The following is a 13099-nucleotide window of genomic DNA, read 5'->3' on the forward strand; positions in this document are numbered from 1 at the left end:
GAAGAGCTTCGCGGCTGAAGCCGCTCCTACGGGAGGCGCTTATTTCACGCGTTTGCCGTGCTTGATGACGAGGTCGATGTCCTGCAGCAGGGCCACCTGCCGCAGCGCGTCGCCGCGCACGGCCACGATGTCGGCGTACTTGCCTTCGGTGACGGTGCCGTACTTGTCGTCGACGCGCATGGCCACGGCCGGCCAGTAGGTGGCGGCGCGGATGGCGTCCACCGCCGGCACGCCGAACTGGTTCACCCACACGTCCAGCTCGTTCCAGGTGCTCTGGCTGTGGAACTTCATCGGGATGCCCGAGTCGGTGCCCACCAGCATCAGCACGCCGGCCTGGCGCAGCTGGTCGAACTTGCGGCGCAGCGTGGGCTGGCGCTGCGGGGTCTGCTGGAAGTAGCTGATGCGCTCCGGGTGCTCGAGCGACTTGCGGATGTCGGCGACGATCTCGGGCGGCAGGCCGCGGTGCCAGGAGTCGTTGTCGATGAACTCGTGGTTGCGCACCGTGTACGGGAAGTTGTAGAGCCCCTCGACCGTGGGCGTCCAGAACAGCGGGCCCAGCGCCATGTTGGCGGTGCGCTCCTTCAGCGCCTCCATCACGTCGGGCGGGAACTCGGGCGCGGCGGCGAAGCCGGTGTGCTCGAAGCCGTCGACGCCGTGGCGCAGGCCGCGACGCACTTCCTCGGGGCGGTGCGCGTGCGCGATCACCGGCAGCTGGTGCTTGTGCGCCTCGTCGACGATGGCGGCGATCTCGGCCTCGGCCATCTGGTCCTGGTCGATGAGCTTGATCACGTCCACGCCGGCCTCGGCCAGGCGGCGCACCTTGGCGCGCGCGTCGGCGGGCGAATCCACGCCCCAGCGGAAGGCCTCGGTGCCCGGGTAGGGCTTCTTCTGGATGAAGGGGCCGGACATGTACATCGTCGGGCCCGGGATCTTGCCGGCGTTGATGGCGTCGCGCACCGCCAGGCTGTCCTCGAGCGGGCCGCCCAGGTCGCGGGCGCTGGTGATGCCGGCCATCAGCAGCTGCTCGGCCGAGGCCGGCATGATCACGTCGCGCTGCTTGTCGAGGTAGTGCTTGTCCCAGTAGTCGTAGTCGGCGTGGCCGTTGATCATCAGGTGCACGTGCATGTCCCACAGGCCGGGCATGACGGTCATGCCTTCGGTGGAAATGATTTCCGCGTCGGCCGGCACCGGCAGGTCGCCGACGCTGCCCACCGCCACGATGCGCTTGCCGTCGACGAGGATCACGCTGTCGCGGATCGGCTCGCGCAGCGTGCCGTCGACCAGCGTGCCACCCACCAGCGCCAGTTTCCCGGCGTTCGCCACGGGCGCCAGCGCCAGCATCACCGCCGCCGCCAGGCACAGTTTCTTCAACGTCATGTCTTGACCCTCCCCTGAGTTGACCCGATGGTAGCGTGGTGGCGGCCCGCCGCGAGGGCCGCAGGGAGAAACCGTGATGGCCGTCCGATACCTGATCCGCCTTCCCGACCCGGCCGCCGCGCGCGGCGAGGACCCGGCCCTGGCCTTCCGCTCCGACGGCGCCGAGGGCCTGGCCGCCGAGCTCGAGGCGGCGCTGCGCACGCCGGCCCTGTTCGAACGCTGGCGCGCGCTGCAGGACGACCCCGACGAGGTGGACGAGAGCCTGGGCGCCACCGACCCCGACGCCCGCGTCACCGGCGGGCAGAAGGACCTGGCGATCGAGCTCGAGGCCAGCACCTCGCTGCCGGGCAGCGTGTTCCGGCAGCGCATGAAGCTGCTGGCCGGCAGCCACTGGGAGCTGCGCGACGTGCGTTTCGGCTAGCCGGTGTTCTGCACGCCGGCGGCGATGCCGTTCACGGTGGTCACCAGCGCATGGAACAGCGCGTCCTCGGGCCGGCCGGCGGCGCGCCAGCGGGCCAGCAGGTCCACCTGCAGCAGGCTCAGCGGGTCGACGTAGGGATTGCGCAGGCGGATCGACTGGCGCAGGCGGAAGTCGCCCTCCAGCAGCTGGCTCGTGCCCTTGATCGAGAGGATGGCGGCGCGCGTGCGCTCGAACTCGGCGGCGATGCCGGGGAAGAAGTGCGCGTGCGCGTCACCGGCAAGCCGTGAGTAGCGCTCGAAGATGCCCAGGTCGGATTTCGCCAGCACCATCTCCACGTCGTCCACGAGGGTGGCGAAGAAGGGCCAGTCGCGCGCCATCTCGGCCACGGCATCGTGGCCGAAGCGCTCGATGCCCTGCGCCAGACCGGTGCCCACGCCCAGCCAGGCGGTGAGCCCGCAGCGGTTCTGCGACCAGGCGAACACCCATGGGATGGCGCGCAGCGAGGACACGCCGCCGGCGTTGCCGCGCTTGCTGGGGCGCGAGCCGATGCGCAGGCGTTCGATGACGTCGATGGGCGTGGCGGCGCGGAAGTAGTCGACGAAGCCTTCGCGCTCGTACACCAGGCCGCGGTAGTGCGCGCGCGCCGCGGCGGCGATGGCCGCGGCCATCTCGCGCCAGACGGCTTCGCGCGGCTCGGGCTTGCGCGGGCGCAGGGTGGCGCGCAGAACGGCGCCGGTGGCCTGCTCGAGGTTGCGCAGCGCCAGCGCGCGGATGCCATACTTGCGGTGGATCACCTCGCCCTGCTCGGTGAGGCGCAGGTAGCCGTCCACCGAACCGCGCGGCGCGGCCACCACGGCGCGGCCGGTCTTGCCGCCGCCGCGCGAGAGCGAACCACCGCGGCCGTGGAAGAAGGCGATGCGCACGCCGGCCTCGGCGGCCAGCGCGGTGAGCTGCACCTGGGTCTGCTGCAGCGCCCAGCGCGAGGCCACCAGGCCGCCGTCCTTGGCGCTGTCGGAATAACCCAGCATCACCACCTGGCGGTCGCCGCGCTCGCGCAGGTGTTCGCGGTAGACCGGGTCGGCGAACAGCGAGCGCAGCGTGGCGGCGGCGGAATCGAGGTCGTCCACGGTTTCGAACAGCGGCGCCACGTCGAGCGGCACGGCGCCGTTGGCGTCCAGGCAGCCGGCCTGCCGCGCCAGCGCCAGCACCGCCAGCGCGTCGGCGGCGCTGCGGCTCATGCTGATGATGTAGGCGCCGATGGCGCGCGCGCCATAGCGCGGCAGCGCGCCGGCGATGGTGCGGAACACCGCCAGCACGCGCGCGGCGTCGGCGGCATCCGGGTTCGGCGCCGGGTCGGTACCGGCCACCAGGTCGCGCAGGCGCTGGGCCCGCTCGGGCCAGGGGCGCGCGGGGAAGTCGGGGTCGTCGAGCAGCGCGGCCAGCGCGGCGTCGTGCTGGCTGCTTTCCTGGCGCAGGTCGAGCGCGGCCAGGTGGAAGCCGAAGGCCTGCACGCGGCGCAGCAGGCGGCGCACGGCGAAGCCGCCGGCGTGTTCGCCACGGTGGCTCGCGAGGCTGGTTTCCACGAGGCGCAGGTCGGCGAGGAATTCGCCGGCGTCGGCATAGGCGCCGGGTGCGTCTTCGGCGGTGGCCTCGATGCGCGCGGCCAGCAGGGTGAGGAAGCGCCGGTAGGGCATGTCGGCGTGGCGCGCCTTGATGGCTTCGGCGGCCCCGGGGAAGCGGTGCGCGTAGTCGTCGGCGCGCGTGCGCAGGGCCGGGGCGATGCCGACGCGGCCTTCGGTCTGGCTGAGCACGTCGGCCAGCTTGGCCAGTTCGCGCCGGTAATTACCCAGCACCAGCGCGCGCTGGCCGGCCAGCGTGGCGGCGATGGTGTCGGCGCCCACGTTCGGGTTGCCGTCCATGTCGCCGCCCACCCAGGAACCGAAGCCCAGCAGCGGCGGCAGTTCCCCGGGGGCGCTGCCGTACACGCTGCGCAGCGCGTCCTCGAACACTTCGTGGAACACCGGCAGCACGCGGTAGAGCACGTCGGAAAGGTAATACGCCACGTGCTCGAACTCGTCGGCGACGGTGGGCTTTTCCGGCGGCGTCTCGTCGGTCTGCCAGCTGGCGGTGAGCGCCAGGCGCATGCGCTCGACGTCGGCGCGGCGCTCCTGCGGGGTGAGGCCGCGGTCGATGTCCTCGACCAGGCAGCGCACCACCTCGCTCTCCTTCTCGAGCAGGGCGCGGCGCACGGCCTCGGTGGGGTGCGCGGTGAACACCGGCTCGATGCGCAGGCGCGGCAGCAGCGCGGCCACGTCCTGCACCGGCACGCCTTCGTCGCGCAGGGCGCGCAGGGAGTCTTCGAGGCCGCCGGGCTGGGGCGCTTCGCCCAGGCGTTGGTAATCGCGGCGGCGGCGGATGCGGTGCACGCGCTCGGCCAGGTTCACCGCCTGGAAATAGCTGGCGAAGGCGCGCACCAGCAGTTCGGCCTGGTCCAGGGGCAGGCCCTGCAGGCGCGTCGAGACCGCCTCGATGGGCGCGCCGGCCTCGCGCCGGCGGATGGAGGCCACGCGCAGCGCCTCGACCTCGGCCAGGAAGGCGGGCGAGACCTGCTCGGCCAGGATTTCGCCCACCAGCGCGCCAAGGCGCTTGACGTCGTCGCGCAGCAGCGCGTCGGTGGGCGGAAGGTCGATGTCGCGCAGCGGTTCGTTTTCGTCGGCCATCCGCCAAGCTTACCCTCAGCCCTGCGGAACCACCTGGCAGGTGCCTTCGGGCGAGCAGCGGGCGGTGGAGTCGCAGTCGTTGCTGGTGGTGCAGCGGTCGCGGCACAGGCCGCTGGTCTGGTTGCAGGTGTAGGCGCCGCAGGACTCGCTGGCGCCGGCGGTGTTTCGGCTCTCCGACGACGAGGCGCAGTAGGCGCGCACTTCGCTGCCGCCCAGCGTGGTCATGTCGTTGATGCGCGCCTGCAGGCGGGCGTTTTCCTCGCTGAGCTCGCGGTTCTTCTCGCGCAGGCGGGCGATGACGGCGTCCTTGTCCACTTCCGCGGCCTGCACCGGCGCGACGGGTTCGACGGGGCGGCGCAGCACGGCCGCCTGCTGGGCACTGGCCAGCGGGGCAAGCAGGGAAAACACGACGGCGAACAGCACGATCCTGGTGTCCATGGCGGGTCTCCGGGCGGCCGGGGCGGCCGCGCGGACATCCTACGCCCGGCTCAGGCGCCGCAACACTTCTTGTACTTCTTCCCGCTGCCGCAGGGGCAGGGATCGTTGCGCTCGGGGGTGGCGGCGCGGCGCACCGGCTCGCGCGGGGTCAGCGACTCGATCCGGTGCACGTGCAGGTCGTGCAGCATGTCGGGCAGGCTGGCGTGGATCTCGAGGCGCTCGCGGTAGCTCAGCGGCACCGGCGCGCCGCCCTCGGTTTCCGGCGGGTAGCTGCCGGTGGCCAGGGCCTCGATGTAGTCCTCGACCTCGCCGATCCAGTCGTCCTTGGCGATCCATTCGTCCCATTCGGCGTCGCGCAGGGCCATGCCGTCGAGGAAACCGCCGGCCCAGGCGGCGCCGATATCCACGTCGTCGCCATGTTCGGCCTCGGGGTCGTCGGGCAGCCACCAGAACAGGGCGCCGTCCACCGTGAGTTCGTCGCCGGGCGTGCGCACGCGGCGCTGGGCGGTTTCCCAGGCCAGCATCAGCAGGGTCGTGGCCGCGGCCTCGTCGGCCGGGCCCTCCCAGCGCGGCGGGGCCTTGCCCCAGACCTGCGGCAGCCATTCTTCCGGCGCCACCGTGCCCGGGCTCACCGCCAGCGCGGTGAGGTAGCCGTCGAGCTGCTCCAGGCCGTAGCCGCCGAGGGGCACGGCGCGCTGCTCGAGCAGGCGGTCGAGTTCGTCGATGCGCGCGTCGTCGGCGCGGAACCAGTCGGCTTTGGCGGTGGCCATCAGTACGCGAACTCCCTGAACACCGGGTCCACCGAGCCGCCCCAGGCGCCGTGGTAGAGCGCCAGCTTGCGCTCGGCCGGGGTTTCGTTGGCCAGGGCGAACTCGATGAGCGGCTCCAGGAACACCGCCTCGGTGGCGCCGGTGGCGTTGCGTCGGTTGCGCCGCGCCAGGCCCTGGCCGGAGATCTTCAGCGCCTCGAGCGCCAGCTCGCGCACGGTGGCGCCGCGGAAGGGCAGCTTGAGCGCGTGTTTCGGCACGCCGTCGCGCAGCGCGTGGCGCTCCTCGCGGCTGAAGTCCTTCACCAGGTCCCAGGCGGCGTCGAGCGCCTCGCCGTCGTACAGCAGGCCCACCCAGAACGCCGGCAGCGCGCACAGGCGGTTCCAGGGGCCGCCGTCGGCGCCGCGCATTTCCAGGTATTTCTTCAGCCGCACTTCCGGGAAGGCGGTGGTCATGTGGTCGGCCCAGTCGCGCATCGTCGGCCGCTGGCCCGGCAGTTCCGCGAGCTCGCCGCGCATGAACTTGCGGAAGCTGCGGCCGCTGAGGTCGATGTATTCGCCGCCGCGGTAGCTGAAGTACATGGGCACGTCGAGCAGGTAGTCGACGTAACGCTCGAAGCCGAAGCCGTCCTCGAACACGAAGTCGAGCATGCCGGTGCGGTCGGGGTCGGTGTCGGTCCAGATGTGCGAGCGGTAGCTGAGGTAGCCGTTGGGCTTGCCCTCGGTGAAGGGCGAATCGGCGAACAGCGCCGTGGCGATGGGCTGCAGCGCCAGCGAGACGCGGAACTTCTTCACCATGTCCGCTTCGTCGCGGAAGTCCAGGTTCACCTGCACCGTGCAGGTGCGCGTCATCATGTCCAGGCCGAGCTGGCCGCGCTTGGGCATGTATTCGCGCATGATCTTGTAGCGGCCCTTGGGCATCCACGGCATTTCGTCGCGGCGCCACTTGGGCTGGAAACCCATGCCCAGGAAACCGATGCCGAGCTCGTCGCCCACCGTCTTCACCTCGCGCAGGTGCGCCATGGTTTCGCAGCAGGTCTGGTGGATGTTTTCGAGCATGGCGCCGGAGAGTTCCAGCTGGCCCGCGGGTTCCAGCGTCACCGAGGCGCCGGCCTTGGTCAGGGCGATCAGCTTGCCCTTCTCTTCGTAGGGCTCCCAGCCGAAGCGGGTGAGCCCGCGCAGCAGGGCCTCGATGCCGCGGTCGCCGTCCCAGGTGGGCGGGCGCAGGTCGTCGAGGCGGAAGCCGAACTTCTCGTGCTCGGTGCCGATGGTCCATTCGGCCTCGGGCCGGCCGCCCGAAGCCAGGTATTCGACCAGCTCGCGGCGGTCGGCCAGCGGGGTTTCCTTGGTATTGCTCGGTCCGGACACGGGGCGCGCCTTGAGGGGGTGGAAGCGATGTGCGGCCGCTGGCCTACAATCGCAAGGATGCGAATCCTAACCCGCGCCGCGGTCACCAGCGTCCTGATGGCGGGGATTCTCTGTTCCGGCCCGTCCGGCGCGCAGGTGCTCGAACGCGGCAACGGCCCCGAGCCCTCCACGCTCGACCCGCACCGCTGCCCGGAGGTGGCCTGCGGCAACGTGCTGCGCGACCTGTTCGAAGGCCTGGTGGCCGAGGACGGCGGCGGCCGCCTGGTGCCCGGCCTGGCCGAACGCTGGGAGGTCTCGCCCGACGGCCGCACCTGGACCTTCCACCTGCGGGAAGGCGCACGCTGGTCGAACGGCCAGGCGCTCGACGCCGCCCAGGTGCTGGCCAGCCTGCGCCGCGCCTTCGCGCCGGCCACCGCCGCGCCCTTCGCCGGCCACCTCGACGCGATCGAACACGCCGGCGCCGTGCAGCGCGGCGAACGTCCGCCGGAGCAACTGGGCGTGTCGGCGCCCGACGCGCGCACGCTGGTGTTCCGCCTCACCCGCAGCGCCGACCTGCCGCGCCTGCTCACCCTGCCCATCGCCTACCCGTTGTACCTGCCGGCGCTGGCTGAATTCGGCGCGCAGCACACCCGCCCGGGCCGGCTGGTGTCGAACGGCGCCTACCGGCTGGCGGCGTGGCAGCCGCAGGCCACGATCACGCTCGAACGCAACCCGCACTTCCGCGAACCGGCGCCGATCCCGCGCGTGCGCTTCCACGTGACCGAGGACGCCGGCAGCGAACTGCGCCGCTTCGAGGCCGGCGGCCTGCACCTCACCGAAACCGTGCCGCCGCAGCCGCTGCCGCGCCTGCGCGAACGCTTCGGTGGCCAGCTGCGCATCAGCCCCTACCTCGGCAGCTTCTGGCTGGGCTACAACCTCACGCGGCCGCCGTTCAAGGACCAGCCCGCGCTGCGCGAGGCGCTGTCGCTGGCGGTGGACCGCGACATCCTCACCCGCCACGTCACCGGGCTGGGCGAACGGCCGGCCTTCGGGCTGGTGCCGCCGGGCACGGCCGACTACGCGCCGCCGCTGCCGGCGATGGCACGCGCCACGCAGGCGCAGCGCGAGGCGCGGGCTCGCGAACTGTACGCCCGGGCAGGTTACTCGCCCGAACGGCCGCTGCAGGTGGAGCTGCGCTACAACACCTCCACCCCGCACCGGCGCCTGGCGCTGGCGGTGGCGGCGATGTGGCGCGAGGTGCTGGGCGCGCGCGTCACGCTGCGCAACGAGGAGTGGAAGGTGTTCGTGGGCACGCGCCGGCAGCGGGTGGTGACGCAGGTGTTCCGCGGCGGCTGGATCGCCGACGTGGACGACGCGCGCAACTTCCTCGACAACTTCCGCGCCGGCAGCGCCTCGAACTGGACCGGCTACGCCGACCCGCGCTTCGACGCCCTGCTCGACGCCGCCGACGCCGCGCCTACGCTGGCCGCGCGGCAACGGCACCTTCGCGACGCCGAGGCGCGCCTGCTCGACGCGCACGCGATCGTGCCGCTGTATTTCTACACCTCCAAGCACCTGGTGCGGCCCGAGGTGCGCGGCTTCGAGGCCAATGCGCTCGACCGCCACCCCAGCCGCTTCCTGTCGCTGGAGCCGGCGCCATGAAGGCCTGGCTGGGCCGCGGCCTGGAAGCGCTGCTGACGCTGTGGCTGCTGGCCACGCTGTGCTTCGTGCTGCTGCGCGCGGCGCCGGGCGGCCCCTTCGACGCCGAGAAGGCCGCGCCGCCGGAAGTGGAGGCGGCGCTGGCGGCGCAGTACCGGCTCGACCTGCCGCTGCCGTCGCAGTACGCGCACTGGATCGGCGACGTGCTGCGCGGCGAACTGGGGCCTTCGTTCCAATACCCCGACTACACGGTCAACGAACTGCTGGCGGCCAGCCTGCCCATTTCGCTGCTGAACGGCGGGCTCGCGCTGGCGCTGGCGCTGCTGCTGGGCGTGCCGCTGGGCACGTGGGCGGCGCTGCGCGCGGGGCGCTGGACCGACCGCGTGCTGATGTTCGGCGCGGGCCTGGGACTGTCGGTGCCGAAGTTCGTGGTGGCGCCGCTGCTGGTGCTGGTGTTCGCGGTGGCCCTGCGGTGGCTGCCGGCCGGCGGCTGGGACGGCAGCTGGCGCAGCGCGGTGCTGCCGGTGGTGGCGCTGGCGCTGCCCAACCTCGCCTACTGCGCGCGACTCACCCGGGCCTCGCTGCTGGACGTGCTGGGCGCCGACTACCTGCGCGCGGCGCGCGGCCGCGGCCTGTCGGAGGCGCGGCTGCTGTTCGCCCACGCCCTGCGCCCGGGCCTGCTGCCGGTGGTGGCCTGGCTGAGCCCGGCGCTGATCAACGTGGTGAGCGGCTCGGCCGTGGTCGAGCAGGTGTTCGGCATCCCGGGCGTGGGCCGCTACTTCGTGCAGGGCGCCCTCAACCGCGACTACACCCTGGTGCTCGGCGTGGTGCTCGTCATCGGCGCCGCCATCGTGCTCATCAACGCCCTCGTGGACGCCCTGCGCGCCGCCATGGATCCCCGGCTTCGGGACGCTTAGATTTCCAGCCAGCCGGAAATAACGGCACGCGCCTCGTCGACGCCCAGCTTGGCGTCGGCCGAGAACACCTGGGCGGTGGCGCGGTCGCCGAGTTCCTTGCGGACCTTGAGCAGGATGTTGCCCTGCTCGCCGCGGCCAAGCTTGTCGGCCTTGGTCAGCAGGCAGTGCGCCGGCAGGCCGCGGGCGGCGGCGTAGTCGAGCATCTGCAGGTCGTACTCGCGCAGCGGGTGGCGGATGTCCATCACCACCACCAGGCCGGCCAGCGAGGCGCGCTCGTGGAAGTAGCGGTTGATGGTGCTCTTCCAGGCCTCGCGCATGGCCTCGGGCACCTTGGCGTAGCCGTAGCCCGGCAGGTCCACCAGGTAGCGGCCCTCGGCCACCTCGAAGTAGTTCAGGGCCTGGGTGCGGCCCGGGGTCTTGGAGACCCGGGCCAGGCCGTTCTGGTTGGTGAGCGCGTTCAGGGCGCTGGACTTGCCGGCGTTCGAGCGGCCGGCGAACACCACCTCCCGGCCGTCGTCGGGCGGAAGCTGGCGCAGGGAATGGACGGAATTGATGTATTTGGCGCGGGCCAGGGGGTTCGACATCGGACAGGCCGGGGCGGGAAAGGCGCCCAGCATGGCCTGCCCGGGCCGCCCTGACCAGCCTTGCGGCCCGCCGGACCCAGGCTGAATTGACCGTTCACGGCGGCGGCTGGGATAATCCGCGCCTTCCTGCGCGCCCGTCGCGCAAGGCCCCGTCCCTTTGATTTCCAGCGTTCCGGAGCAGCCCATGAAGTTCACGCGCATCCTTGGTGTCGCCATCGCCCTGGCAGCGTCCGCGGCCGTGGCCCAGGAGGCCGCCACCGTGACGCCCGCCCCCGAGCAGGCCGCGGCCCCGGTCGCGACGCTCGAGGCCGACAACGCCGTCGCCACCCACGGCGACGCCACGGCCGGCGCCGGCAAGGCCGCCGCCTGCGCCGCCTGCCACGGCCTCGACGGCAACTCCGCCGACCCGCTGAACCCGAAGCTGGCCGGCCAGCACGAGCGCTTCATCGCCCGCCAGCTCGCCCTGTTCAAGTCGGGCGAGCGCGACAACGCCATCATGCTGGGCATGTCCGCCACGCTCAGCGCCCAGGACATGCGCGACATCGGCGCCTACTTCGCCACCCAGAAGGTGCTGCCGGGCGTCGCCGACGACAGCGTGATCGCCGAGGGCCCGAACGCCGGCCGCAAGTTCTACGCCGTGGGCGAGCAGATCTTCCGCAGCGGCAAGGCCGACGGCTCCGTGCCGGCCTGCGCCGCCTGCCACGGCCCGGCCGGCGCCGGCAACCCGGGTGCGGCCTGGCCGGCCATCGGTGGCCAGCACGCCACCTACCTGGCCAACACGCTCACCGCCTTCCGCAACGGCACCGTCTGGGGCAAGGGCGCCAACGCCAACGCCATCATGTCGGCCGTGGCCGCCAACCTCACCGACGAAGAGATCCAGGCCCTCGCCACCTACCTGGAAGGCCTGCACAACGTCGCCGACGCCCCGTCCGAAGAGGCGGTGGCGGCTTCGGGCCAGCCGCAGGGCTGAGCCCCGCGCGGCGGCCGCCGGCCGTCGCGTTGAACCTTGCCCGCCGGCCGTGGTCAGGTGGGTCACCCGTTCCCTGGAGCCTTAGCCGATGAAGCGCCTGCTGCCCCTGCTGCTCGTCCTGTCCTTCGCCGCCTGCGCCCAGAAGCCGGCCGACACCGCGCCCGCCGCGCAGCCGGAAGCCCCGGCCGCCGCGCCCGCGGAAGCCGCGCCCGCCGCGGAAACGCCGGCCCCGGCCGCCGAAGCCACCGAGGCCGCGCCTGCGGAGGCCACCGACGCCGCACCGGCCGAAACCGCTGCCGAAACCCCGGCTCCGGAAGCCCCGGCCGCGCCCGAGGCGCCCGCCGCCCCGGTGGCCCCGGCCCCGGCGCTTGACCCGGCCAAGGCCCCGCGCGAAGGCGTCGACTACGAAGTCATGGCCGAGCCGCAGCCCACCTTCGGCCAGGGCGGCATCGAAGTCGCCGAGGTCTTCGCCTACACCTGCATCCACTGCGCCAACCTGCAGCCGGTGCTGAACCAGTGGAAGCCCAACATCGCCGGCGACGTGCGCTTCGTGTACGTGCCGGGCGTGTTCGGCGGCATCAGCGACAACTTCGCCCGCGGCTACTACGCCGCCGAGGCCATGGGCCTGGTCGAGAAGACCCACGACGCGCTGTTCCGCGCGGTGCTGATCGAGCGCAGCTTCCAGACCGCCTCGGTCGAGGAAATCGCCGACTGGTACGCCAAGCAGGGCGCCAACCGCGACACCTTCCTCTCGACCATGCAGAGCTTCGCCGTCACCGCCAAGCTCAACCGCGCCCGCCAGTTCGCCCTGCGCAACGGCGTGCAGTCGACCCCGACCATGATCGTCAACGGCAAGTACCGCGCCGTCGCCACCGGCGACCGCGGCATGCAGGGCCTGCTCGACACCGTCGACTACCTGGTGGCCAAGGAGCGCGCGGCAGCCGGCCAGTAAGCCGCTTTCGCCGCCGCTGAACGAGGGGCCGCCGATGCGGCCCCTTTTTTTCGCCCGCCCTTGTCCCCGCCGCCGGCTGGCCGCACCATCCTTCCATGGCCCAAGCCCCGACCCAGACGCTGCGCCTGCTGAGCGCCAACATCCAGGCCGGCTCCAGCACGCGCGCCTACCGCGACTACGTGACCCGCAGCTGGTCGCACGTGCTGCCCAACGGCAAGCGCATCAACCTCGACAGCCTGGCCGAGCTGGCCAGCAACTACGACCTGGTGGGCCTGCAGGAGTCCGACCCCGGCAGCCTGCGCTCCGGCTTCACCAACCAGGCCGACTACCTGGCCGAGCGCGCGCACTTCCCGTTCTGGAGCCACCAGCCGAACCGCCGCATCTCGCGCATCGCCGGCAGCGGCAATGCCCTGCTCAGCCGGCTGCAGCCCACCGACCTGCTCGACTACGCCCTGCCCGGCCGCATCGCCGGCCGCGGCGTGCTGCTGGCCACCTTCGGCGAGGGCGACGCGGCCTGGCGGCTGGCCATCACCCACCTCTCGCTGGGTGCGAAGTCGCGCCAGCTGCAGCTGGGCTTCCTGGCCGAACTGCTGGCCGATTCGCCGCGGCTGGTGCTGATGGGCGACTTCAACTGCGACTTCGACGCGCCGGAAATGCGCGCGCTCTACCGCGGCACCTCGCTCGAGCCGCCGCCGCACCGCATCGCCACCTTCCCCAGCTGGGCGCCGCAGCGCTGCCTGGACCACGTGCTGGTGGGCGGCTTCGAGGTGCTCGACTACAAGGCCGTGCCCGCCGCCGGCTCCGACCACATGGCAGTGGGCGTGGAGCTGGTGCCCAAGTGAAAGGCGCTTCTTCCAGGCAAAGGATGGCTTGGGCGGTTTTTCGCTGACCATCGAACTGGCGCCGGCCCCACCGCGAAGGCGAGGGTCGATTCCCGCTCAGTGGAGC

At 72.3% G+C, this 13099-nt stretch carries 12 protein-coding genes; 6 read left to right on the plus strand and 6 right to left on the minus strand.

All coding sequences use genetic code 11. From position 1 onward, the window contains the following. Nucleotides 1-39: 39 nt before the first annotated feature. Nucleotides 40-1377 (minus strand): amidohydrolase family protein, encoded by a 1338-nt coding sequence (locus ACE3Q2_RS12890; RefSeq protein ID WP_374474409.1) that lies wholly within the window; start codon nucleotides 1375-1377, stop codon nucleotides 40-42. A 76-nt stretch (nucleotides 1378-1453) separates the two neighbouring features. Here ACE3Q2_RS12890 and ACE3Q2_RS12895 point away from each other — a divergent pair, with 76 nt between their 5' ends. Beyond that, the gene (locus tag ACE3Q2_RS12895; RefSeq protein WP_374474410.1) at nucleotides 1454-1798 is read left to right on the plus strand and encodes a hypothetical protein; all 345 of its coding nucleotides are present in this window, start codon (nucleotides 1454-1456) and stop codon (nucleotides 1796-1798) included. Here the strand turns inward: ACE3Q2_RS12895 and ppc are convergent. The 4 genes from ppc to ACE3Q2_RS12915 are packed head-to-tail and all read right to left on the minus strand — an operon-like array spanning nucleotide 1795 to nucleotide 7090. Continuing rightward, nucleotides 1795-4518: a phosphoenolpyruvate carboxylase gene (gene ppc / locus ACE3Q2_RS12900; RefSeq protein WP_374474411.1), complete on the minus strand. Its 2724-nt coding sequence runs from the start codon at nucleotides 4516-4518 to the stop codon at nucleotides 1795-1797. The two genes, ACE3Q2_RS12895 and ppc, sit on opposite strands and share 4 nt — an antisense overlap. A 15-nt stretch (nucleotides 4519-4533) precedes the next feature. Further along, nucleotides 4534-4956: a hypothetical protein gene (locus tag ACE3Q2_RS12905; RefSeq protein ID WP_374474412.1), complete on the minus strand. Its 423-nt coding sequence runs from the start codon at nucleotides 4954-4956 to the stop codon at nucleotides 4534-4536. Between the two features lie 50 nt (nucleotides 4957-5006). Further along, nucleotides 5007-5726 carry a UPF0149 family protein gene (locus ACE3Q2_RS12910; protein ID WP_374474413.1) on the minus strand — a complete coding sequence of 240 codons (720 nt, stop codon included), beginning with the start codon at nucleotides 5724-5726 and terminating at the stop codon, nucleotides 5007-5009. Next, a complete protein-coding gene (locus ACE3Q2_RS12915) occupies nucleotides 5726-7090 on the minus strand; it encodes a glutamate--cysteine ligase (protein WP_374474414.1) in 1365 nt (454 codons plus the stop codon). The genes ACE3Q2_RS12910 and ACE3Q2_RS12915 overlap by 1 nt, the downstream gene beginning before the upstream one ends. Before the next feature lie 57 nt (nucleotides 7091-7147). On the opposite strand from ACE3Q2_RS12915, the gene ACE3Q2_RS12920 reads away from it, so the two are divergent. Together ACE3Q2_RS12920 and ACE3Q2_RS12925 are read left to right on the plus strand one after the other, a co-directional pair. Further along, the gene (locus ACE3Q2_RS12920; RefSeq protein ID WP_374474416.1) at nucleotides 7148-8731 is read left to right on the plus strand and encodes an ABC transporter substrate-binding protein; all 1584 of its coding nucleotides are present in this window, start codon (nucleotides 7148-7150) and stop codon (nucleotides 8729-8731) included. Continuing rightward, a complete protein-coding gene (locus ACE3Q2_RS12925; protein WP_374474417.1) occupies nucleotides 8728-9645 on the plus strand; it encodes an ABC transporter permease subunit in 918 nt (305 codons plus the stop codon). Before ACE3Q2_RS12920 ends, ACE3Q2_RS12925 begins: the two co-directional genes overlap by 4 nt. Here ACE3Q2_RS12925 and yihA read toward each other — a convergent pair. Further along, a complete protein-coding gene (gene yihA, locus ACE3Q2_RS12930; RefSeq protein WP_374474418.1) occupies nucleotides 9642-10229 on the minus strand; it encodes a ribosome biogenesis GTP-binding protein YihA/YsxC in 588 nt (195 codons plus the stop codon). The genes ACE3Q2_RS12925 and yihA overlap by 4 nt on opposite strands. A 184-nt stretch (nucleotides 10230-10413) precedes the next feature. Between yihA and ACE3Q2_RS12935 the strand changes: the two genes are divergently transcribed. The 3 genes from ACE3Q2_RS12935 to ACE3Q2_RS12945 all read left to right on the plus strand — a co-directional run bounded on the left by ACE3Q2_RS12935 (nucleotide 10414) and on the right by ACE3Q2_RS12945 (nucleotide 12993). Then, nucleotides 10414-11199, plus strand: coding sequence for a cytochrome c (locus ACE3Q2_RS12935; RefSeq protein ID WP_374474419.1), 786 nt, complete (start codon nucleotides 10414-10416; stop codon nucleotides 11197-11199). A gap of 88 nt (nucleotides 11200-11287) precedes the next feature. Beyond that, nucleotides 11288-12151 carry a thiol:disulfide interchange protein DsbA/DsbL gene (locus tag ACE3Q2_RS12940; RefSeq protein ID WP_374474421.1) on the plus strand — a complete coding sequence of 288 codons (864 nt, stop codon included), beginning with the start codon at nucleotides 11288-11290 and terminating at the stop codon, nucleotides 12149-12151. A gap of 95 nt (nucleotides 12152-12246) precedes the next feature. Then, nucleotides 12247-12993 carry an endonuclease/exonuclease/phosphatase family protein gene (locus tag ACE3Q2_RS12945; protein ID WP_374474422.1) on the plus strand — a complete coding sequence of 249 codons (747 nt, stop codon included), beginning with the start codon at nucleotides 12247-12249 and terminating at the stop codon, nucleotides 12991-12993. Nucleotides 12994-13099 lie beyond the last annotated feature (106 nt).

The organism is Arenimonas sp. (assembly GCF_041913985.1).
Taxonomy (GTDB): Bacteria; Pseudomonadota; Gammaproteobacteria; order Xanthomonadales; family Xanthomonadaceae; genus Arenimonas.